We start from the raw sequence: 20,474 nt of genomic DNA on the forward strand, positions 1-20,474 counted from the left end.
CAAGCGGAAGCCGCGTCGAAACGCTGGCGTAGCATGGCGAGGAATCGTCCGGTACCCCCTGCGGACTGGAACGGAAGGCCGCGCGTGAACGCACCATCGCCAGCACCACCACCGGCACGGGAGCCGGCCGACCCCAAGGACCGTCCGGCGCGCCTCACCGTGGGTGTCGTGGGTGCCGGCCGGGTCGGCCCGGCCCTCGCCGCATCCCTCCAGCTCGCCGGCCATCGCCCGGTGGCCGTCTCCGGTGTCTCCGACGCCTCCGTGCGCCGGGCCGCCTCGATGCTGCCGGACGTACCGCTCGTCACCCCCGCCGAGGTGCTCGCGCGGGCCGAACTGGTGCTGCTGACCGTCCCCGACGACGTGCTGCCCCGACTGGCCGAGGGCCTCGCCGAGACCGGCGCCGTGCGCCCCGGCCAGCTGCTCGTGCACACCTCGGGCCGGTACGGCGCGGCCGTCCTCGACCCCGCCCGCCGGGCCGGGGCGCTCCCGCTCGCCCTGCACCCCGCCATGACCTTCACGGGCACCTCCGTGGACGTCCAGCGGCTGGCCGGCTGCTCCTTCGGCGTCACCGCCCCCGAGGAGCTGAGGCTCGCCGCGGAGGCCCTCGTCATCGAGATGGGCGGCGAGCCCGAGTGGATCGCGGAGGCCGACCGCCCGCTGTACCACGCGGGCCTCGCCCTCGGCGCGAACCACCTGGTCACCCTCGTCGCCCAGGCCATGGAGCTGCTGCGCACCGCCGGGGTCTCGGCCCCCGACCGGATGCTCGGCCCGCTGCTCGGGGCCGCGCTCGACAACGCCCTGCGCTCCGGCGACGCCGCGCTGACCGGGCCGGTCTCCCGCGGTGACGCCGGGACCGTCGCGGCCCACGTGGCCGAGCTGCGCAAACACGCCCCGGGGATGGTCGCCGGCTATCTGGCCATGGCCCGTACGACCGCGGACCGCGCCCTCGCCCACGGAGTGCTCAAGCCCGAGCTCGCCGAGGACCTGCTGGTGGTACTCGCGGACGCCCCCGACGGCCGAGACGCCCCCGGCGGAGCCGACCGCGGGGGCCGCGCGGACGGTCGAGGCCGCGCGGACGGTCCGGACCGTCCGGATGGTCCGGGCGATCCGGGTGATCCGGGCGGCCCGGACGCCGCGGACGGGGAGACCGGCCGATGATCACCCATCTGCGTACCGCCGCGGAACTCGGCGCCCTCCCGCCGGCGGCCACCGCGCGCCGCGCCGTCGTCATGACCATGGGCGCCCTGCACGACGGCCACGCCACCCTGATCCGCGCGGCCCGCTCATTGGTCGGGCCGGAGGGCCAGGTCGTCGTCACGGTGTTCGTGAACCCCCTGCAGTTCGGCGCCGGCGAGGACCTCGACCGCTACCCGCGCACCCTCGAAGCGGACCTGAAGACCGCCGCAGAGGCAGGCGCCGACGCCGTCTTCGCCCCGTCCGCGGACGAGGTGTACCCGGACGGTGGGCCCCAGGTCCGGATCACCGCAGGCCCCATGGGGGAGCTGCTCGAGGGCGCCTCCCGGCCGGGCCACTTCGACGGGATGCTGACCGTCGTCGCCAAGCTGCTGCACCTCACCCGCCCCGACGTGGCGCTGTACGGGCAGAAGGACGCCCAGCAGCTGGCCCTGATCCGCCGGATGGTCCGGGACCTGGACTTCCCGGTGCAGATCGTCGGGGTGCCGACCGTGCGGGAGCCGGACGGCCTCGCCCTCTCCAGCCGCAACCGCTACCTCTCACCGGAGGAGCGCCCCACCGCCCTCGCGCTGTCCAGGGCCCTGTTCGCCGCCCGCGACCGGCTCGCCGCCCAGGCCGCCCTGCGTGCCCGTGCCGAGTCCGCGCCCGCCTCCAGCGCCCGTGCCGCCGCGCTGTCCGCGCTCGGCGAGGCCCGGCGGCCGCGAGCCCACGCGGTCGCGGCGGCCCAGCCCGGCGGCGGTGCCGACGCCGTGCGGGCCGCGGCGCGCGCCGTCCTCGACGAGGCCGCCGCGTCCTCGTCGCTCCTCGAACTCGACTACCTCGCCCTGGTCGACCCGGCCGACTTCTCCGAGGTCGCCGACGACCACAGCGGCGAGGCGATCATGGCGGTAGCCGCGCGGGTCGGCACGACCCGGCTGATCGACAACATCACCCTGACCTTCGGAGCCGCCCCGTGACGAGCACCGGTATACGGCTCGACGCCCCGGCCCCGGGCTGGGCCATCGACGCGGACGTCGTCGTGGTCGGCTCCGGCGTCGCCGGCCTCACGGCGGCACTGCGCTGCACGGCCGAGGGCCTGCGCACCGTCGTGGTCACCAAGGCGCTGCTGGACGACGGGTCCACCCGCTGGGCCCAGGGCGGTATCGCCGCGGCGCTCGGCGAGGGCGACACCCCCGAGCAGCATCTCGACGACACGCTCGTCGCGGGCGCCGGGCTGTGCGACGAGGAGGCCGTGCGCGCGCTCGTCACGGAGGGCCCGGACGCGGTGCGGCGGCTGATCGCGACCGGAGCGCGCTTCGACACCGACGACGCGGGCGGTATCGCGCTGACCCGCGAGGGCGGCCACCACCGCCGCCGGATCGCCCACGCGGGAGGCGACGCCACCGGCGCCGAGATCTCCCGCGCGCTGGTCACGGCGATACGCGAGGGCGCGGTACGCGTCATCGAGCACGCGCTGGTGCTCGACCTGCTGACGGACGCCGAGGGCCGTACGGCCGGCATCACCCTGCACGTCATGGGCGAGGGCCAGCACGACGGCGTCGGCGCGGTGCACGCCCCCGCGGTGGTCCTGGCGACCGGCGGTATGGGCCAGGTCTTCTCCGCCACCACCAATCCGCCGGTGTCCACCGGTGACGGGGTGGCGCTCGCGCTGCGCGCCGGGGCCGAGGTGAGCGACCTCGAGTTCGTCCAGTTCCACCCGACGGTCCTCTGGCTCGGCCCGGACTCCGAGGGCCAGCAGCCGCTGGTGTCCGAGGCGGTGCGCGGCGAGGGCGCCCACCTCGTCGACGCGGCCGGCACCCGCTTCATGGTGGGGCAGCACGAGCTGGCCGAGCTCGCCCCCCGGGACATCGTCGCCAAGGGCATCATGCGCCGCATGCAGGAGCAGGGCGCCGACCACATGTTCCTGGACGCCCGGCACTTCGGCGCCGAGATGTGGGAGAACCGGTTCCCCACCATCCTCGCCGCCTGCCGTGCCCACGGCATCGACCCGGTCACCGAGCCGGTCCCGGTGGCCCCGGCCGCCCACTACGCCTCGGGCGGCGTCCGCACCGACCTCCACGGCCGTACCACCGTCCCCGGTCTGTACGCCTGCGGCGAGGTGGCCTGCACCGGCGTCCACGGCGCCAACCGGCTGGCCTCCAACTCCCTCCTGGAGGGCCTCGTCTTCGCGGAGCGCATCGCCGGGACGATCGCCGGGGCCCGCGCGGCCGGGGCCGCCCGTCCCGTCCCGCCGGGCGGTCCCGGCGGTCCACCGCCTCCCGCGGGCGGGGCACCGGCGCCCGCCCCCGCAGCCCAGGCGGAGGGCGGCTCCCGGGGTCCCGTGCCACTCCTCGTGCCCGAGGCCCGGCACGAGATCCAGCGGATCATGACGGACGGAGCCGGAGTGCTGCGCTCCGCGGCGAGCCTGGAGCAGGCGGCGGACGCCCTGGAGGCCCTGCACCTGTCCGCGCGGCACGAGTGCGGCGCCACGGACGCCGCCGCCAAGGCCGCCGAGCCCGGCGTCGAGTCCTGGGAGGCCACCAACCTGCTGCTCGTCGCCCGGGTGCTGGTCGCCGCCGCCCGCGAGCGCACCGAGACCCGCGGCTGCCACTGGCGCGAGGACCACCCCGGGCGGGACGACGCCGGGTGGCGCCGCCATATCGTCGTGCGTCTCACCCCCGACCGCCGCCTCGTCGTACGCCGCACGGCGACCGAGGCGTTCCCGCCCGCCCGTCCCACCCCCACCCCCACCGCCGACAGGGAGCCGCAACAGTGAGCACGCCCGAAGAACGTCCGGAGCCCGTGGACGTCCCGCTGATCCAGATCGGCGCCCGCGCCGCCGAAGCGCAGGGCTGCGGTGACGACTGCGGCTGCGGCGACGAGGTCGACGAGGTCGACGAGGTCTACGAGTGCGGCCTGGACCCCGCCCTCGCCGGGCTCCTCGCCGAGTCCGGCCTCGATCCCGTACAGGTCGAGGACATCGCGCACCTCGCCGTCGAGGAGGACCTGGACGGCGGCGTCGACGTGACCACCGTCGCCACCGTCCCCGAGGACGCGGTGGCCACCGGCGACTTCACCGCCCGCGAGGCCGGTGTCGTCGCGGGCCTGCGCGTCGCCGAGGCGGTCCTCTCGATCGTCTGCACCGACGAGTTCGAGGTCGAGCGCCATGTCGAGGACGGCGACCGCGTCGAGCCGGGCCAGAGGCTCCTGTCCGTCACCGCCCGCACCCGGGACCTGCTCACGGGCGAGCGCAGCGCCCTGAACCTGCTGTGCCGTCTTTCGGGCATCGCCACCGCCACCCGGGCGTGGTCCGACGTGCTCGAGGGCACCGGCGCCCGGGTGCGCGACACCCGGAAGACGACGCCGGGCCTGCGCGCCCTGGAGAAGTACGCGGTGCGCTGCGGCGGCGGCGTCAACCACCGGATGTCGCTGTCCGACGCGGCCCTCGTCAAGGACAACCACGTGATCGCCGCGGGCGGGGTGGCCCAGGCGTTCAAGGCCGTACGGGAGACCCTGGCCGCCCTGGGCACGCCGGACCTGCCCGTCGAGGTCGAGGTGGACACCCTCCACCAGGTCCGCGAGGTCCTGGACGCCGGCGCGGACCTGATCCTCCTGGACAACTTCACGCCCGTCGAGACCGCCGAGGCCGTCGCGATCGTCGGGAAGCGGGCGGTGCTGGAGTCCTCCGGCCGGCTCACCCTGGCGAACGCGCGGGCCTACGCCGAGACGGGCGTGGACTACCTCGCGGTCGGGGCGCTCACCCACTCCTCCGCGATCCTCGACATCGGTCTCGACCTGCGAGAGGCCGAGGTCTGATCCGATGCTGCTCACCATCGACGTCGGGAACACCCACACCGTCCTCGGCCTGTTCGACGGCGAGGACATCGTCGAGCACTGGCGCGTCTCCACCGATCCCCGCCGCACGGCCGACGAACTGGCCGTGCTCCTCAACGGCCTGATGGGCATGCACCCGCTGCTCGGCGAGGAGCTGGGCGACGGCATCGAGGGCATCGCGATCTGCGCCACCGTGCCGTCCGTGCTCCACGAGCTCCGCGAGGTCACCCGCCGCTACTACGGCGACGTGCCCGCCGTGCTGGTCGAGCCCGGGATCAAGACCGGCGTGCCGATCCTGATGGACAACCCGAAGGAGGTCGGGGCGGACCGCATCATCAACGCGGTCGCCGCCGTCGAGCTGTACGGGGGCCCGGCGATCGTCGTCGACTTCGGTACGGCGACGACGTTCGACGCGGTGAGCGCCCGCGGTGAGTACGCGGGCGGTGTCATCGCCCCCGGCATCGAGATCTCGGTCGAGGCCCTGGGCGTCAAGGGTGCCCAGCTCCGCAAGATCGAGCTGGCCCGCCCGCGCAGCGTGATCGGCAAGAACACGGTCGAGGCCATGCAGGCGGGCATCGTCTACGGCTTCGCCGGCCAGGTCGACGGCGTCGTGCAGCGCATGAAGCGCGAGCTGGCCGACGACCCGGAGGACGTGACGGTGATCGCCACCGGCGGTCTGGCCCCGATGGTCCTCGGCGAGTCCTCCGCGATCGACGAGCACGAGCCGTGGCTGACGCTGATCGGACTCAGGCTGGTCTACGAGCGGAACGTCTCGCGGATGTGACCCGCCGGTGCGGCGGGCGGGCGAGGCGCCCACGGGTCGCCCGCGCCAGGGCGGTACCCGGCGGGTGCGCGTCGCCGCCGGGCACCACGTCCGCGACGGCCCGGCCGGCGAGGCGCCGAACACCGAGGCGCCGGGCACCGTGACGACGCCGTGCACGCCATGCAGGCCGCGCACGCCGTGCACGCCGCGCCGGAAATGAGACGTTAAACGAATTTTGTCCGATTAGCGCGTATCGTCGGTCCATGCCCACGCCACACGGATCCCGCGGCGGCATGGCGTTCAGTGCGGACGAACTGCGTGTGCTCCGCCGCGCTCTCGCCATCGCCCTCAATCCCGACCAGTCCCGTCGCTCCGGCCGGGGTGAAGCTTCCGGCTCCCCCGCCGCCCAGGAATACCTGCGGCTCGCGCAGTCCGTGGACGAGGCCGTCCGCGAGGCGGGCCGGCTGCGGGTGTTCCTGCTCGCCGACCTGGCGCGGTACCGCGACGCCCTTCCCGGCTCCGCGAGCGGCTATCTGGAACTCCTCCAGGAGGCCCTGGCCGCCGGCCACGAGCTCGCCCCCGAGGACCTCGCGGCGCTTCGCTCCCTGCACCGTGCGCCGCGCCACGGCGCCCTCCCGGAGCGCTCCCGGGGCGTGGCGGAGGAGTCCGTACCCTCCCGGCAGGGGGCCCGGGAGCCCGCGGCGGCCCCGTCGCGCGTCCGGCTGCACGCGCTGCCCGGTGGCCGCGCCTCCGCCGGAGACAAGCAGGAGCCGCGCCCGTCGACCCCGAAGCCCGCCCGTCCGGCCCCCCGCCCGGACCGTCCCATCCCCACCCCGGGCGAGGTCTTCCCGCCGCGCCGGCGCCCGGCGCCCCCGCCGGAGAAGCGGGCCGCCGGATAGCTACCCTGGGGGCATGGACTACGTCGCCGCGCTTCTGCCCCCGGTCGTGATGGCCGCGTTCTTCACCGCCCTCGTCGTCACGATCGTGAAGAGCCAGGGCGGCCCCAACAAGGCCAAGGAGGACGCCGCCGTGGACGCGGCGATCGCCCGCGCGGAGGCCGCCCGCGGCCCCGCCCCGTCGGACCGCCCGACCGAGGCCTGACGGCGCTCCGCGCGGCCCCCGCAGGACGTACGGCTCATCCCGGCCGTACGTCCTTTTTCGTACCCGAAGTACGTCAATAGCCAGTCATTACGACATCTCCGACTATGGTGGCGATGTGCCCCGCCAATTGGGAGAGCTCGAAGACGCCGTCATGACGCGCATCTGGCAATGGAACCGCCCGGTGACGGTGCGCGAAGTGCTGGAGGATCTCCAGCAGGAACGGTCCATCGCCTACACCACGGTCATGACCGTAATGGACAATCTCCATCAGAAGGGCTGGGTGCGCAGGGAAGTCGAAGGCCGCGCCTATCGATATACCGCGGTCTCCACCCGGGCCGCCTACTCCGCCGCACTGATGAACGAAGCCTGGTCGAAGAGCGACAACCCCGCCGCGGCCCTTGTCGCCTTCTTCGGCATGATGTCGCCGGAGCAGCGCCAGGCGCTGCGGGACGCGATCCGCGTCGTTCAGCGCGACCCCGCGGCAGAGGCTGCGGAACCGGAGCGGGACGGGTCTTCACAAGGGGCGGCGGGGGGTTCTCCCGAACGGGACGCCGAGGGCGCCGACGGAGCGGACGGGGCGGGGCGATAGCGTCCGCTCATGTCGTCAGCGCAGTCGCTCCCCAATGCCGCAGCAAATGCCGTCACCGTCCGCCGGGCCAGGACCGGCGATGTGCCGGCGGTGCGCCGACTCGTGGACCCGTACGTGAGCGACGGCATCCTGCTCGACAAAGCGACCGTGACGCTTTACGAGGACATCCAGGAGTTCTGGGTCGCGGAACGCGACTCGGACGCCCGGGTGGTCGGCTGCGGGGCCCTCCACGTGATGTGGGAAGACCTCGCGGAAGTCCGGACTCTCGCGGTGGACCCCCAGTTCAGGGGCGAGGGTGTGGGCCATCGGGTACTGGGCAGGCTGCTGCACACCGCCCGCTGGCTGGGTGTGCGGCGGGTATTCTGCCTGACCTTCGAAGTGGACTTCTTCGCGAGGCACGGGTTCGTGGAGATCGGTGAGACTCCGGTCGACGGAGATGTCTACAGCGAGCTGCTGCGTTCCTATGACGAGGGCGTCGCGGAGTTCCTCGGTCTCGAACGGGTGAAGCCGAACACCTTGGGCAACAGCCGGATGCTTCTGCACCTGTGATCCCGCCGCGGCGGCAAGCGAAGCGGGACTCGGCCGCGCCGCCGAACCCTATGTCCGAATCGCGCACGTTTCCCGCGTTCCCCGGGTTCTGAACCTCTGCCGAGGGTTTGTGTTTTCCAGAGAAAAGCGGTTTCCTTTCCGCGTACTGCATTTTCGATGAAAGGAAATCCGGTGGCACAGAAGGTTCAGGTCCTTCTTGTCGATGACCTCGACGGCGGCGAGGCGGACGAGACCGTGACGTTCGCTCTGGACGGCAAGACCTACGAGATCGACCTCACCACCGCCAATGCGGACAAGCTCCGCGGTCTGCTGGAGCCGTACACCAAGGGCGGCCGGCGCACCGGTGGCCGCGCGTCGGCCGGCCGTGGAAAGGGCCGTACCGCGTCCTCGACGGGCAGCAAGGACACCGCCGAGATCCGGAAGTGGGCCAAGGAGAACGGCTACAGCGTCAACGACCGCGGCCGCGTTCCCGCCGAGATCCGCGAGGCCTACGAGAAGGCCAACGGCTGAGCACGCGTATGCGGCCCCGCCGCACACGTGCGCACGAGGCGGGCCCGGTGGCAGGCGTTCGCCGCCGCGTCCACGAGCCGTACGAGATCGGGGGCGCCGCCGTCGCCCCCGGGTCCGGTCCCGACGCGCCCCACGGCGCCGAAGGCCGGCAGTGACGGTTCCACCTCGCGCCCCGCTTTCGGGGGCCGCAGCCACTCGGCGGCCCCCGGCGGCGCCCCGGCCGGGACTGCGTGCCCCGGCGGCGCCGGGGCGGGCACAGACCCGCCCTGCCCCAGAGCGCTCAGCTCCAGGCCGATCCCGCCCCACTCCAGCCAGTCGAGCAGCGCCGGCAGCTCCTCGGCGGTGCCTGCGGCGACCAGGAGCAGCATCGCGCCCCCCGCTCGCGCGACCGGCCCGGTACGCAGGCCGCGCCGCAGCAGAGCCGTTCCGGCGTCCGCCGGCAGCCGCAGCACGTCGAAGCGCAGCCCGGTGATCAGCCGTACCGGTGGCCCTTCGGCCGTAGCCCAGCCAAGCTCGTTCTTGTACCACCTCGCGCTGCCGCCATCGAACGGCACGCGGGGTGCCGGGAGAGTGAAGGCCATGCCCGGGGAACTGCCGGGAGAACCCGGCGGTTACGCAACGTCCGGCGGCCGTCACTCGGAGTTGTGGAGAGGAGGTGGCAAGGGCGTGTTCGGGGGCGCAAGGGTGTTCGCCCGTAGCTGAGGGAACCGGCGCGCGCCGCATGGAGTGTCGGTCCATACGGGTAAGACATCCCTAGTGGGGACGGGTGACACGCGGGCTTCGGGGTCTCACGTTCGCCATCGGCGTACTGATGGCACGGGTAACCGCCTGGCCTGCGGGAACATCGTCTCGCACCATCGGGTTGGAGCATTTGTCGGCGTTCGGGGCAGGAGGCCAGAGACGGGTGTCGGCAGTTGGAATGAGCGGTCCCCGCTTGCGGGACTAAGCTGCGGAAGGACAGGGAGGGGATCGACCCCTAACTGACTGACCGCTCTGAGGAGCGATTAACGATGTTCGAGAGGTTCACCGACCGCGCGCGGCGGGTTGTCGTCCTGGCTCAGGAAGAAGCCCGGATGCTCAACCACAACTACATCGGCACCGAGCACATCCTCCTGGGCCTTATCCACGAGGGTGAGGGTGTCGCCGCTAAGGCCCTGGAGAGCCTCGGGATTTCGCTCGAGGCGGTCCGCCAGCAGGTGGAGGAGATCATCGGGCAGGGTCAGCAGGCCCCGTCCGGGCACATCCCCTTCACCCCTCGTGCCAAGAAGGTCCTGGAGCTGTCGCTCCGGGAGGCTCTCCAGCTGGGCCACAACTACATCGGCACGGAGCACATCCTGCTCGGCCTGATCCGCGAGGGCGAGGGCGTGGCCGCCCAGGTCCTGGTGAAGCTGGGCGCCGACCTCAACCGGGTGCGGCAGCAGGTCATCCAGCTGCTCTCCGGCTACCAGGGCAAGGAGGCCGCCACCGCCGGCGGTCCGGCCGAGGGCACGCCCTCGACCTCCCTGGTCCTCGACCAGTTCGGCCGGAACCTCACCCAGGCGGCCCGCGAGTCCAAGCTCGACCCGGTCATCGGGCGCGAGAAGGAGATCGAGCGGGTCATGCAGGTGCTGTCCCGCCGCACCAAGAACAACCCGGTCCTCATCGGCGAGCCCGGCGTCGGCAAGACGGCCGTGGTGGAGGGCCTGGCGCAGGCCATCGTCAAGGGCGAGGTGCCCGAGACCCTCAAGGACAAGCACCTCTACACCCTGGACCTCGGCGCGCTGGTCGCCGGCTCCCGCTACCGCGGTGACTTCGAGGAGCGCCTGAAGAAGGTCCTCAAGGAGATCCGCACCCGCGGCGACATCATCCTGTTCATCGACGAGCTCCACACCCTGGTGGGTGCGGGTGCCGCCGAGGGCGCGATCGACGCCGCCTCCATCCTGAAGCCGATGCTGGCCCGCGGTGAGCTGCAGACCATCGGTGCGACGACGCTCGACGAGTACCGCAAGCACCTGGAGAAGGACGCGGCGCTGGAGCGCCGCTTCCAGCCGATCCAGGTCGCGGAGCCGTCCCTGCCGCACACCATCGAGATCCTCAAGGGCCTGCGCGACCGCTACGAGGCGCACCACCGGGTCTCCATCACGGACGAGGCGCTGGTCCAGGCCGCGACCCTGGCCGACCGGTACATCTCGGACCGCTTCCTGCCGGACAAGGCGATCGACCTGATCGACGAGGCCGGTTCCCGGATGCGCATCCGCCGGATGACCGCCCCGCCGGACCTTCGCGAGTTCGACGAGAAGATCGCCGGTGTCCGCCGGGACAAGGAGTCCGCGATCGACTCCCAGGACTTCGAGAAGGCGGCCTCCCTCCGCGACAAGGAGAAGCAGCTGCTCGCGGCGAAGGCCAAGCGGGAGAAGGAGTGGAAGGCCGGCGACATGGACGTCGTCGCCGAGGTCGACGGCGAGCTGATCGCCGAGGTCCTGGCCACGGCCACCGGCATCCCGGTCTTCAAGCTGACGGAGGAGGAGTCCTCCCGTCTGCTCCGCATGGAGGACGAGCTCCACAAGCGCGTCATCGGCCAGAAGGACGCCATCAAGGCGCTGTCCCAGGCGATCCGGCGTACCCGAGCCGGCCTGAAGGACCCGAAGCGTCCCGGTGGTTCGTTCATCTTCGCCGGCCCGTCCGGTGTCGGTAAGACCGAACTGTCCAAGACGCTCGCCGAGTTCCTCTTCGGCGACGAGGACGCGCTGATCTCCCTCGACATGTCGGAGTTCAGCGAGAAGCACACGGTCTCCCGCCTCTTCGGTTCCCCGCCCGGATACGTGGGTTACGAGGAGGGCGGCCAGCTCACCGAGAAGGTGCGCCGCAAGCCGTTCTCCGTCGTCCTCTTCGACGAGGTCGAGAAGGCCCACCCGGACATCTTCAACTCCCTTCTCCAGATCCTGGAGGACGGTCGCCTGACCGACTCCCAGGGCCGGGTCGTGGACTTCAAGAACACGGTCATCATCATGACGACCAACCTCGGGACCCGGGACATCTCCAAGGGCTTCAACCTGGGCTTCGCGGCCCAGGGCGACGTCAAGACCGGCTACGAGCGGATGAAGGCCAAGGTCAACGACGAGCTGAAGCAGCACTTCCGGCCGGAGTTCCTCAACCGTGTCGACGACACGGTCGTCTTCCACCAGCTCTCCCAGGACGACATCATCCAGATCGTCGACCTGATGATCGCCAAGGTGGACGAGCGGCTGAAGGACCGCGACATGGGCATCGAGCTCAGCCAGGAGGCCAAGCTCCTGCTGGCGAAGAAGGGCTACGACCCGGTCCTCGGCGCCCGCCCGCTGCGCCGGACGATCCAGCGCGAGATCGAGGACCTGCTCTCCGAGAAGATCCTCTTCGGCGAGCTGCGCCCCGGTCACATCGTGGTGGTCGACACCGAGGGCGATGGTGAGGAGAAGAAGTTCACCTTCCGCGGTGAGGAGAAGTCGGCTCTGCCGGACGTCCCGCCGATCGAGTCGGCGGCGGGCGGCAGCGGGCCGAACCTGTCGAAGGACGCCTGAGCGCTCTGAGCGCTTAGAGCGCGAGAGACAAGGGGCTGCCCCGGACCCTCGGGTCCGGGGCAGCCCCTTGCGCGGTGCCGGGCGGATCAGCAGACGTCCGGCTTCCGCCAGGTGCACTCGAGATCCGCGGGGGCCGTCCGGTGGGCGTTCCGGTGCCCCGGCGCGACCGCCGCGGCGATCGTGCCTCGGGCGGTGTCGGACCCGGCCAGCGTCACCACGATCGCGTCCTCGATGCTCTTCACGGAGGACGCGAGGTAGTTGTTGAGGACGATGCCGAAGACGAGTTCCCGGCCGGCGGCGTCCTCCACGTACCCGGAGAGCGCCGAGGCACCGGTCAGGGACCCCGTCTTGGCGCGGGCGTTGAGTGCCGCCGGGGTGCGGCACATCCGGGTGCGGAGCGTGCCGCCGACGGCGCGGTCGGGGGCGCAGGCGACGGGCAGGGAGGCGTGCCAGTCCGCGTACCAGGGCGCGTCGCGGACCGCGAGCAGCAGGCGGGCGATCTGGTCGGCGGGGAAGACGTTCATCCGGGACAGGCCGGAGCCGTCGACCTGGCGCAGCTTCGCCGCCTCGACGCCCTCCTCCCTCAGGTAGCCGTCGATGGCGCTGAGCCCCGCGCCCCAGGTGCCGTGTCCGGACGTCTCGTAGCCGATCGTCTTGGTCAGCGTCTCGGCGTGCATGTTGTTGGACAGCTTCATGAACGGGAGCATCAGCTCCCGCAGCGGCATGGAGCCGTGGGTCGCGAGGAGCCTCGCGCCGGGCGGGGTCGGCAGGCCCAGGCGGGGGGCTTTGGCGACGTGGACGCCCTGCTCGGCCAGGGCGTCGGCGAAGACGGCCGCCGCGTAGCCGGTGGGTTCCCAGACGGTGACCCACTCCTTGGTGGTGGAGCCGCCGACCGGGACGTCCCCGCTCACCACGACGGTGTTGGTGCCGTGCTCGCGCTCGACGGCCAGGGTGTCGGTCTGCCCGGCGGGCACGGTGCTGCCCCGGACGTCGACCCGTACGTAGTCCGTCGGCGGGGTCACCTTCACCTTCGGCCTGTCGCCGGGGGCGGCGCCGGGGGACGCCTCCACGACGACGGTGCCGGAGTCGTAGTCGGTGTCGGGAGCCACGGTCAGCGGCGAGATCTGGGCGGAGTAGTAGGAGGACTCGTCGTCGGCGGCCCATGACCGGCCCAGGCGCCGGGTGTCGAAGCGGGTGTCGTCGGCGACGACACGGCCGGTGACCCTGCGGATGCCCGACTCCCGCAGCTGGGCGGCGAGGCGCCCGTAGTCGGAGGCCAGCGCGGTGGGGTCGCCGCCGCCGCGGAGGTACAGGTCCCCGTGCAGGACCGGACCGTGGCGGCGGCCGGTGGACAGCACGTCGGTACGGAACCGGTAGTCCGGGCCGAGCAGCGCCATGGCGGCCGCGGACGTGGCGAGTTTCGTGTTGGACGCGGGCATCAGCCGGTCGCCGGCGTCGCGTTCGTAGAGCCGCTCCCCGGTGGTGGCGTCGGCGACGACGACACTCGCGGCACCGCCGTCCATGCGGGGGTCGGCGAGGATCGTGTCGATCGCCCCCTTGAGTCCGGTGTCGGAGGGCCCCGCCCCGGCCGGTGCGCTGCCGCCGCTCCAGGCGAGAGCGGCGACGAGGCCGAGGGCGAGCGGCCAGGTCCGGGCGCGCAGGACACTGCGGCGGAGGCGGTCGCGGCGAAGGCGGTCGCGGCGGAGGTGCCCGCGTCGGTTCAGGCTCATCACGGGTCTGCTCATGCCACAGGAGGATGGCGGAGCGGTCCGGGGACGTGAAGGAGGCGTGCGCGACCCTTCTCGATCGGGTCCGGCGCCCGGTGAGGCGGGGGTGGAGGGGTGTTCGCCTCGGGACCGGCGGGATCGCCGACGAGGATCCGGCGAAGGCGGGTCACGGCCGCCGCCCGCGTTCGCCCGCGCCCGCGCCGCGCGGGACTTTGGTCCTGAAACGGAAGGCCCTAGGTCCCACCGGCCGTGACAAGGCGCACAGGCATTTCCGCGCCTACTAGGCGGGTTAGTGGACCTTCGGGGCTCGGAGCCACCGCGCTCGGGCCCTTGAGGGCGGGTCTTGCGGCCGTGCGGGCCCGGCACGGCAGCGGTCCGATCCGGACAACGCATCCGTACACCCGCCACGTGTGCATAAACCCGCCTTCGTCCAAAGATTTCGGACAATGCCGGACGGGCGATGCGGCGGTGTCAAGGGTCCCGCTCACAGGGGTCGCTCTACGACGAGTTGTCGTAGATGGGGTGTTTGAGCTGGCTGGGGAGTGCGGGTTACCAAGGTGCTGCCCCGGTGCTCAGGCATCGGGTCGCTTCATGTCCCACAGCCCGGAGGTTCTCCCCGCATGTCGAAGCGCACCGCCCTCACCCGTTTCCGTCCGTCCGCGCTCCGTACCCGTGGTGCCGTCATGGCCGCCGGACTCGGCGCCGCGATGGTCGTCGGAGCCGGTGCCGGTGTCGCGTCCGCCGACACGGTGCGGAGCGCCCCGGCCGCCGCCGAGGCGAAGCCCTCCGCGCAGAAGGCCAAGGCCGGCGCCTGGGTCAAGCCGGTCTCGGGCTACACCCTGACCGCCAGCTTCAACCAGGGCGGCGCCATGTGGTCCCACAAGCACTCCGGCCAGGACTTCGCCGTTCCGGTCGGCACCCCGGTCAAGGCCGTCAGCAGCGGTGTGGTCGTCAAGGCGGGCCCGAACGGCGGGGGCGACGGCTCGGCCTACGGCAACGCCGTCGTGATCAAGCACGCCAACGGCAAGTACTCCCAGTACGCCCACCTCTCGAAGATCAACGTGAACGTCGGCCAGACCGTCAACACCGGCAAGCTCATCGCCCTGTCCGGCAACACCGGGAACTCGTCCGGCCCGCACCTGCACTTCGAGATCCGCACGACCCCGAACTACGGCTCGGCGCTGAACCCCGCGAACTTCCTGCGCGCGCAGGGCGTCACCCTCTGACGCTCCCCGCACCGGGCGGGTAAGGCTCACCTCCGCGGGCCGTGACGGGCCTGCGGCACCGGATCGACGGCGACCTCCAGGACGGCTTCACGCCTCCCCTCGGGGTCGCCGTCGGCGTTCCGCGGCATCGCGCGCCCAGCCGCTGCCCGCTGCCCGCTGACGGCCGCCCGCTGCCCGGTGGGCACGGGCCCGGGCACAGGCACGGGCACGGTCAGTCCGGGAACACCGGCCTGGGGAAGCTGCCCGTGTTCGTCGGCGCGTGCTCCGGCAGCCAGAGGACGGCGATCGCCCCTCCGGCGGCGACCGGCGGCGCGTCCCCTTCGGGAGCCACGTTGCGGAAGGTGAGGCGGGCACCGAGGACACGGGCCTGCCCGGCGGCGATGGTGAGGCCCAGCCCGTGGCCCGTCCCCGCCCGGTCGCGCGCGCCGGTGCGGAACCGGCTCGGTCCCTCCCGCAGCAGCGCCTCCGGGAAGCCCGGACCGTGGTCGCGGACCCGGACCACCCGGCCCTCCACCGTGACCTCGATCGGCGGTCGGCCGTACCGGGCGGCGTTGCTCAGCAGATTCAGCAGTATCCGCTCCAGCCGCCTCGGATCCGTACTGACCCACGACTCGTGCACGACGCTGATCCTGACCTCGGGGTCCAGTACCGCGACCCGGCGGCTGACGAACTCGCCCAGCGAGATCTCCTGGAGCTCGGCCCGCTCGGACGCCCCGTCCAGCCGCGCCACCTCCAGCACGTCCTCGACCAGGGTGCGCATCGCCCGTGCCCGGTCCCGCACCAGCTCGGTGGGGCGGCCGGGCGGCAGCAGTTCCGCCGCCGTCAGCAGGCCGGTCACCGGTGTGCGCAGCTCGTGCGCGATGTCCGCGGTGACCCGGCGTTCGGCCTCGATCCGTTCGTTGAGGGCGTCGGTCAGTGCGTCGACCGCCCTCGCCAGTTCGTCGGTCTCGTCCCGTACGACGCCGCCGACGGCCTCCCGGACCCGTACGTCGGTGTTGCCCTGGGCCACCCTGCCCGCCGCCGCGGCGGCCTTGCGCAGCCGGCGCGAGAGCTGCCCGCCGATGAGTACGCCCAGCGCACAGCCGCCGAAGACGACCGACACCGAACCGATCACGAGGGCGCGGTCGAGGTCTTTCATGATGCCGGCGCTGCGGTCGGGTATCCGGCTGTGCAGGGACAGCACGTCGCCGTTGCCGAGCGGCACGGCCGCCCAGATGTCGGGCGCCGGGCCCTCCCCCTGCACATAGGTGGCCTGCCGCCCGTCGGCGAGCAGGCTCCGCAGCGGCCTCGGCAGTTCCGGGTCGTTGAGCTTGGAGCCGAGCTTCGGCTCGGTCCTCGGCTTCGTGGTCTCGTAGATGCGCTGGGCCAGGAGCAGCCGGCTCATCTGCAGATCGCGCGAGTTCTCCAGCATCGACACCCGGGCGGCGTTGTGCACGACCAGGCTCAGCGTGAACGCGATCAGCGCACCGACCGCCGCGATCGCGATGCTGATCTTCCAGCGGACGCCGGTGCGCAGGGCCGGTCTCCTCATGCCTTGAGCTTGTAGCCGAAACCGCGGACGGTCTCGATCCGGTCCTGCCCGATCTTCGTGCGGAGCCGCTGCACATGGACGTCCACGACCCGGGTGTCACCGCCCCAGCCGTAGTCCCAGACGCGTTCCAGCAGCTTGTCGCGGGAGAGCACGGTGCCGGGCGCGGAGGAGAACTCCAGCAGCAGCCGCATCTCCGTGGGCGTGAGTGCCACCGGCAGGCCGGCCCGGCGCACCTCCATGCCCTCCGTGTCGACCTCCAGGTCGCCGAAGGTCAGCACTCCGCGCTCGCCGGGCCGGCCCGGCTCGCCGGAGTCGCCCGCGACCCCGCCCGCGTGGCCGAAGCGGCGCAGCACGGCACGGATCCGGGCGACCAGTACGGCCCCGTCGAAGGGCTTGGTGACGTAGTCGTCGGCTCCGGCCTCCAGCCCGAGCACCACGTCGATCGAGTCCGCCCGGGCCGACAGCATGATCACGGGAACGGTGGACTCGTCCCGGATCCTGCGGCACAGGCTGACCCCGTCGAGACCGGGCAGCATCACGTCGAGCAGCGCGATGTCGGGCCGGTCCGCGCGGAACGCCTCGAGACCGGCCAGCCCGTCCGGCATGGCCGTCACCGTGAAGCCGGCACGCTCCAGCGCCAGCTGGGTGGCCTCGCGGATGACGTCGTCGTCCTCGACGAACAGCACATGTGTCTCGGCCATCCCACAGCTCTCTCGGTTCTCGGTCTCGGTTCCCGGGTCCCCGGTCCTCCGTTCCCGGGTTCTCGGTTCCCGGGTCCTCGGCTCTCGGGTCCTCGGCTCTTGCCGTTCGGTCCTCGACCGGGGCTCCCGGCCGGTGCCGGGTGGGGTGCCGGGCCGGTCCCCGGCGCGGCCCGGAGGCGCCCCGTTCCGGCCCGGAGGTGCCCCGGCCGGTACGCGTACGCCGCCGGTGGGGACCCGGCCGTGCGCCGCGTGCGCCGGATGCTCATACGGCTGTCAGTCCTCGCTCGGCGCCGACGTCGGAGGCGCTTCCTCCTCACCGCCGACCACCCGGCTGTACTCGTTCTGCACCCGGTCGTGCTCGGTGAACGTGCTCCCCGACCACCGGTAGGTGGTCACGATCTCGCCCGACGGGTACGTGACCGGGTCGTCCTTGGCGTACACCTGCTGGGTGACGACGAGGTCCCCCCGGTCGATCGTCGCGTAGACGGCGGGCTCCTCCTTCGCGAAGACATTCTCGTACGTCCCGTTCGTCGCCCGGTACACATACGTGCCGATCCCCACGGCATCCCCGCACGTCATCAGGTTCACCACCACGTCCGGCGCGGTCGCGTTGCCCGTGACGCTCCCGTACGAGGTGTCGATCGCGTACGCGTCGGCCGCGCAGGGCCGCAGGTCCGCCTTGGCCCGCTTGCTGACCTTGGGGTCGCTCTTCAGCAGCGCGACCGCGTCGACCTTCTTCACCGAAGAGGCCGTGGCGGTCGGTGCCGTCGTCGACGGCGACCGGGCCACCGGGCCCGAGGGCGCCGGACCCTCGTCACGGGGGCCCATGCCGCCGGTGGAGCAGCCCACCGCGAGCAGCCCGAGGGCGGCGAGGCCGGCCATCGCCGTGCCACTCGCCGCCCATGGCCGCAGGAGGCCCCGGTGGGGAGGACCGCCCCGCGGGCCGGTCCCGTCCCCGGGGCCGCCGCCCCTGATCAGGCCGCGCAACGCTCCTGCCCCCGTTCCTCACGCCGTGCGTGCGAGTGGTTCCTGCGATCCGAACGCTCCGACATCCGGGCGTCCAGCTCACGGCTCTCCAGCTCCTGGCGGAGCCGGGCGAGCGCCCGGTGCAGCGTGCTCTTCACGGTACCCGTCGACATTCCCAGCGCGGCGGCGGTCTCCTCGGTGCTCATCTGCTCCCAGTGCCGCAGCACGACCACGCTGCGCTGCTTGGGTGCGAGCACCTTCAGGACGTCCATGAGCAGCGCCCGGTCCGCGTGCTGCTCGGTGACGTCCTCGACGCTCGCGTCCGGCAGCTGCTCGGTGGGGACCTCCTCCAGCTTGCGGGCGCGCCACCACTCCGTACGCGTGTTGATCATGACGCGGCGCAGATAGGCGTCGGCGAGGGACTTGTCGGCTATGCCGTCCCAGCGGCCGTAGGTCCGCACCAGCGCGGTCTGCAGCAGGTCCTGGGCGTCGACCGGGTCGGGGACGAGCCGTCGTGCGCTGCGCAGCAGCGCTTCCTGCCGCGTACGGACGTACTCCTCGAACCCGAGCACCTCTGCGTGCGCCATGCCGACCGCCTCCGTTCCCCGTTCCAGCCCCGTGACAAGCCGTGTGTCTCCGTGGTCTCACTTACTCGGGAGAAGCTACGGAGCGGTTGTCACGAGGCTGTGCGGAGAAGCCGTCGGAGGCCGCACGGCCATCCATCGGTTGTGTAACAGGGGCGGTCGGCCACCGATCCTCAGGCGACTCTCCAGCCCGGCGGCGACTCTCCAGGCCGGCAGCGGCTCTCCAGGCCGGCGGCGACTCTTCAGGTCAGGGGCGACTCCTCAGGTCAGCGGCAACCGGAACCGGTCGTTCTCCAGAGGTTCGACCAAACCGTCCGACACCAGGCCGTCCAGTGCCCGGGCCCGCTGCACCGGGTCGTCCCAGACCCGGTCGAGCACGGCGCGCGGCACGGGCCGCACGGCCTCCCGGAGCACCGCGAGGAGCTTGCCGCGCACCTGCCGGTCCGTGCCGGCGTAGGTCTGGCCACGCCGTGGCGGTCCCTCGTGCGCCGGCTTGCCGGCGAGGCGCCAGGCGCACAGGTGGGCGACGGGGCAGCGCCCGCAGTCCTCGTTGCGCGCGGTGCAGACGAGGGCACCCAGTTCCATGGAGGCGGCTGCCCAGCGGGCCGCCCTCGGCTCGTCGTCCGGGAGCAGCGCGCGGGCCAGCCGGCGCTCGGCCGCGGTCGTCGCGTTCGGCGGGTACTGGACGCCGGTGACGGCGCGGGCGAACACCCGGCGGACGTTGGTGTCCAGGACCGGGTGCCGCTGCCCGTACGCGAACGACGCCACGGCGGCGGCCGTGTACTCGCCGATGCCGGGCAGGGCGAGCAGCTGGGCGTGCTCGCTGGGTACGTCACCGCCGTGCCGCTCCGTTATCGCGACCGCGGCGCCGTGCAGCCGCAGCGCCCGGCGCGGGTAGCCCAGTCGGCCCCAGGCGCGCACAGCCTCGCCGGGAGCCTCGGCTGCCAGGTCCGCGGGGCGCGGCCAGCGGGCCAGCCACTGCTCGTAGACCGGGAGGACCCGGCTGACGGGGGTCTGCTGCAGCATGAACTCACTGACCATCACGCCCCACGCGCCGGCCTCTGGGCGGCGCCAGGGCAGGTCACGGGCGTGCTGGTCGAACCAGGCGAGTACGGGGGTGTGGAGCCCGGCGGCGGCCTCGGCGGCGCCGGGCACACCGTCCGGGACGGAGGGGACGTCGGTCAGGGAGGAGGGCATCTCGGTCGCAGTCATGGCACCTCCGATCCTGGCATGTTCAGCGCCGGTAGCGGCGTATGCGCTCCGGGTCGCCCCCGCCGGGATCCGGGTCGGAGTACACCCGCGCGTCCGGATCGGTGCATTTCCGGGCTCGTGCGGGCTCGGACGTCAGGGCGCCGGGCGCCTCGTCGGCGGGCCCGCGGGGGACTTCCTGCGGTCGGACCCGGGGCCCGGGCCCCGGGGCTTGAGGCCGAGGGGCAGGGTCCGTGCGGGTGGCCATCGCCGCGCCGGCCGCCCGGGGCGGTGGGCCCCCGCCGGGGGCATGCCACGGGTGCCACGGAGGCTCGCGACGGCGCCGCTTGCGCGACGGAGCGGCTTCCGCGACGGCGGCTGGCGGGTGGCCCTCCGCCCTCGGCGGTCCGGGCGGGTGGTCGCGGCCGCCGCGCCGGCGACCGGATCGGGCGGCCGCTGTCCGATGGTCGCGGCATCGCGTTCATGGGTCCGGCCG

General features: G+C 72.8%; 19 protein-coding genes. 12 read left to right on the top strand and 7 right to left on the bottom strand.

The features are described from left to right. Nucleotides 1-84: 84 nt before the first annotated feature. The 10 genes from DDW44_RS16885 to DDW44_RS16930 all read left to right on the top strand — a co-directional run bounded on the left by DDW44_RS16885 (nucleotide 85) and on the right by DDW44_RS16930 (nucleotide 8,519). Nucleotides 85-1,158: a Rossmann-like and DUF2520 domain-containing protein gene (locus DDW44_RS16885; RefSeq protein ID WP_108906961.1), complete on the top strand. Its 1,074-nt coding sequence runs from the start codon at nucleotides 85-87 to the stop codon at nucleotides 1,156-1,158. Next, nucleotides 1,155-2,150: a pantoate--beta-alanine ligase gene (gene panC / locus DDW44_RS16890; RefSeq protein ID WP_108906962.1), complete on the top strand. Its 996-nt coding sequence runs from the start codon at nucleotides 1,155-1,157 to the stop codon at nucleotides 2,148-2,150. The genes DDW44_RS16885 and panC overlap by 4 nt, the downstream gene beginning before the upstream one ends. Continuing rightward, a complete protein-coding gene (locus DDW44_RS16895; RefSeq protein ID WP_108906963.1) occupies nucleotides 2,147-3,949 on the top strand; it encodes an L-aspartate oxidase in 1,803 nt (600 codons plus the stop codon). The genes panC and DDW44_RS16895 overlap by 4 nt, the downstream gene beginning before the upstream one ends. Further along, nucleotides 3,946-4,989 carry a carboxylating nicotinate-nucleotide diphosphorylase gene (nadC, locus tag DDW44_RS16900; RefSeq protein WP_108906964.1) on the top strand — a complete coding sequence of 348 codons (1,044 nt, stop codon included), beginning with the start codon at nucleotides 3,946-3,948 and terminating at the stop codon, nucleotides 4,987-4,989. The genes DDW44_RS16895 and nadC overlap by 4 nt, the downstream gene beginning before the upstream one ends. Nucleotides 4,990-4,993: 4 nt before the next feature. Continuing rightward, entirely contained in the window at nucleotides 4,994-5,791 is a 798-nt protein-coding gene (locus tag DDW44_RS16905; RefSeq protein ID WP_017949716.1) for a type III pantothenate kinase, read from the top strand. A 242-nt stretch (nucleotides 5,792-6,033) separates the two neighbouring features. Next, nucleotides 6,034-6,669 carry a hypothetical protein gene (locus tag DDW44_RS16910; RefSeq protein ID WP_244224054.1) on the top strand — a complete coding sequence of 212 codons (636 nt, stop codon included), beginning with the start codon at nucleotides 6,034-6,036 and terminating at the stop codon, nucleotides 6,667-6,669. A gap of 13 nt (nucleotides 6,670-6,682) precedes the next feature. Beyond that, nucleotides 6,683-6,871 (top strand): hypothetical protein, encoded by a 189-nt coding sequence (locus DDW44_RS16915; RefSeq protein WP_017949713.1) that lies wholly within the window; start codon nucleotides 6,683-6,685, stop codon nucleotides 6,869-6,871. 115 nt (nucleotides 6,872-6,986) lie between these two features. After that, nucleotides 6,987-7,460: a BlaI/MecI/CopY family transcriptional regulator gene (locus tag DDW44_RS16920; RefSeq protein WP_027733673.1), complete on the top strand. Its 474-nt coding sequence runs from the start codon at nucleotides 6,987-6,989 to the stop codon at nucleotides 7,458-7,460. Between the two features lie 9 nt (nucleotides 7,461-7,469). After that, on the top strand, nucleotides 7,470-8,009 hold the full coding sequence (locus DDW44_RS16925) for an amino-acid N-acetyltransferase (protein WP_078503590.1): 540 nt from the start codon (nucleotides 7,470-7,472) through the stop codon (nucleotides 8,007-8,009). 171 nt (nucleotides 8,010-8,180) lie between these two features. Continuing rightward, entirely contained in the window at nucleotides 8,181-8,519 is a 339-nt protein-coding gene (locus tag DDW44_RS16930; protein WP_017949710.1) for a histone-like nucleoid-structuring protein Lsr2, read from the top strand. Here the strand turns inward: DDW44_RS16930 and DDW44_RS16935 are convergent. Beyond that, on the bottom strand, nucleotides 8,498-9,100 hold the full coding sequence (locus tag DDW44_RS16935) for an SCO3374 family protein (protein ID WP_108906966.1): 603 nt from the start codon (nucleotides 9,098-9,100) through the stop codon (nucleotides 8,498-8,500). The two genes, DDW44_RS16930 and DDW44_RS16935, sit on opposite strands and share 22 nt — an antisense overlap. Before the next feature lie 429 nt (nucleotides 9,101-9,529). On the opposite strand from DDW44_RS16935, the gene DDW44_RS16945 reads away from it, so the two are divergent. Beyond that, a complete protein-coding gene (locus tag DDW44_RS16945; RefSeq protein ID WP_108906967.1) occupies nucleotides 9,530-12,055 on the top strand; it encodes an ATP-dependent Clp protease ATP-binding subunit in 2,526 nt (841 codons plus the stop codon). Nucleotides 12,056-12,141: 86 nt separating this feature from the next. Here DDW44_RS16945 and dacB read toward each other — a convergent pair whose 3' ends face one another. Beyond that, nucleotides 12,142-13,785 carry a D-alanyl-D-alanine carboxypeptidase/D-alanyl-D-alanine endopeptidase gene (gene dacB, locus DDW44_RS16950; RefSeq protein WP_108906968.1) on the bottom strand — a complete coding sequence of 548 codons (1,644 nt, stop codon included), beginning with the start codon at nucleotides 13,783-13,785 and terminating at the stop codon, nucleotides 12,142-12,144. Nucleotides 13,786-14,402: 617 nt separating this feature from the next. Between dacB and DDW44_RS16960 the strand changes: the two genes are divergently transcribed. Beyond that, a complete protein-coding gene (locus tag DDW44_RS16960; protein WP_108906970.1) occupies nucleotides 14,403-15,008 on the top strand; it encodes a M23 family metallopeptidase in 606 nt (201 codons plus the stop codon). A gap of 211 nt (nucleotides 15,009-15,219) precedes the next feature. On the opposite strand, the gene cseC is transcribed toward DDW44_RS16960, so the two are convergent. The 5 genes from cseC to DDW44_RS16985 all read right to left on the bottom strand — a co-directional run bounded on the left by cseC (nucleotide 15,220) and on the right by DDW44_RS16985 (nucleotide 20,002). Beyond that, nucleotides 15,220-16,539, bottom strand: a complete 1,320-nt coding sequence (cseC, locus tag DDW44_RS16965; protein WP_108906971.1) for a two-component system sensor histidine kinase CseC — start codon at nucleotides 16,537-16,539, stop codon at nucleotides 15,220-15,222. Beyond that, nucleotides 16,536-17,240, bottom strand: a complete 705-nt coding sequence (cseB, locus tag DDW44_RS16970; protein ID WP_017949702.1) for a two-component system response regulator CseB — start codon at nucleotides 17,238-17,240, stop codon at nucleotides 16,536-16,538. The genes cseC and cseB overlap by 4 nt, the downstream gene beginning before the upstream one ends. A gap of 273 nt (nucleotides 17,241-17,513) precedes the next feature. After that, the gene (locus DDW44_RS16975) at nucleotides 17,514-18,122 is read right to left on the bottom strand and encodes a hypothetical protein (RefSeq protein ID WP_108906972.1); all 609 of its coding nucleotides are present in this window, start codon (nucleotides 18,120-18,122) and stop codon (nucleotides 17,514-17,516) included. Between the two features lie 92 nt (nucleotides 18,123-18,214). Further along, nucleotides 18,215-18,793, bottom strand: coding sequence for a SigE family RNA polymerase sigma factor (locus DDW44_RS16980; RefSeq protein WP_027733666.1), 579 nt, complete (start codon nucleotides 18,791-18,793; stop codon nucleotides 18,215-18,217). Between the two features lie 258 nt (nucleotides 18,794-19,051). After that, entirely contained in the window at nucleotides 19,052-20,002 is a 951-nt protein-coding gene (locus DDW44_RS16985; RefSeq protein WP_108906973.1) for an HhH-GPD family protein, read from the bottom strand. Between the last annotated feature and the right edge of the window lie 472 nt (nucleotides 20,003-20,474).

Source organism: Streptomyces tirandamycinicus, assembly GCF_003097515.1.
In the GTDB taxonomy this organism is placed as follows: domain Bacteria; phylum Actinomycetota; class Actinomycetes; order Streptomycetales; family Streptomycetaceae; genus Streptomyces; species Streptomyces tirandamycinicus.

Coding starts and splice junctions, on each gene's coding strand:
- DDW44_RS16975 (WP_108906972.1), bottom strand. CDS start 18,122: ATGGCCGGCCTCGCCGCCCTCGGGCTGCTCGCGGTGGGCTGCTCCACC.
- cseB (WP_017949702.1), bottom strand. CDS start 17,240: ATGGCCGAGACACATGTGCTGTTCGTCGAGGACGACGACGTCATCCGC.
- DDW44_RS16935 (WP_108906966.1), bottom strand. CDS start 9,100: ATGGCCTTCACTCTCCCGGCACCCCGCGTGCCGTTCGATGGCGGCAGC.
- cseC (WP_108906971.1), bottom strand. CDS start 16,539: ATGAGGAGACCGGCCCTGCGCACCGGCGTCCGCTGGAAGATCAGCATC.
- dacB (WP_108906968.1), bottom strand. CDS start 13,785: ATGAGCCTGAACCGACGCGGGCACCTCCGCCGCGACCGCCTTCGCCGC.
- DDW44_RS16945 (WP_108906967.1), top strand. CDS start 9,530: ATGTTCGAGAGGTTCACCGACCGCGCGCGGCGGGTTGTCGTCCTGGCT.
- panC (WP_108906962.1), top strand. CDS start 1,155: ATGATCACCCATCTGCGTACCGCCGCGGAACTCGGCGCCCTCCCGCCG.
- DDW44_RS16910 (WP_244224054.1), top strand. CDS start 6,034: ATGCCCACGCCACACGGATCCCGCGGCGGCATGGCGTTCAGTGCGGAC.
- DDW44_RS16925 (WP_078503590.1), top strand. CDS start 7,470: ATGTCGTCAGCGCAGTCGCTCCCCAATGCCGCAGCAAATGCCGTCACC.
- DDW44_RS16960 (WP_108906970.1), top strand. CDS start 14,403: ATGTCGAAGCGCACCGCCCTCACCCGTTTCCGTCCGTCCGCGCTCCGT.
- DDW44_RS16915 (WP_017949713.1), top strand. CDS start 6,683: ATGGACTACGTCGCCGCGCTTCTGCCCCCGGTCGTGATGGCCGCGTTC.
- DDW44_RS16905 (WP_017949716.1), top strand. CDS start 4,994: ATGCTGCTCACCATCGACGTCGGGAACACCCACACCGTCCTCGGCCTG.
- DDW44_RS16980 (WP_027733666.1), bottom strand. CDS start 18,793: ATGGCGCACGCAGAGGTGCTCGGGTTCGAGGAGTACGTCCGTACGCGG.
- DDW44_RS16985 (WP_108906973.1), bottom strand. CDS start 20,002: ATGACTGCGACCGAGATGCCCTCCTCCCTGACCGACGTCCCCTCCGTC.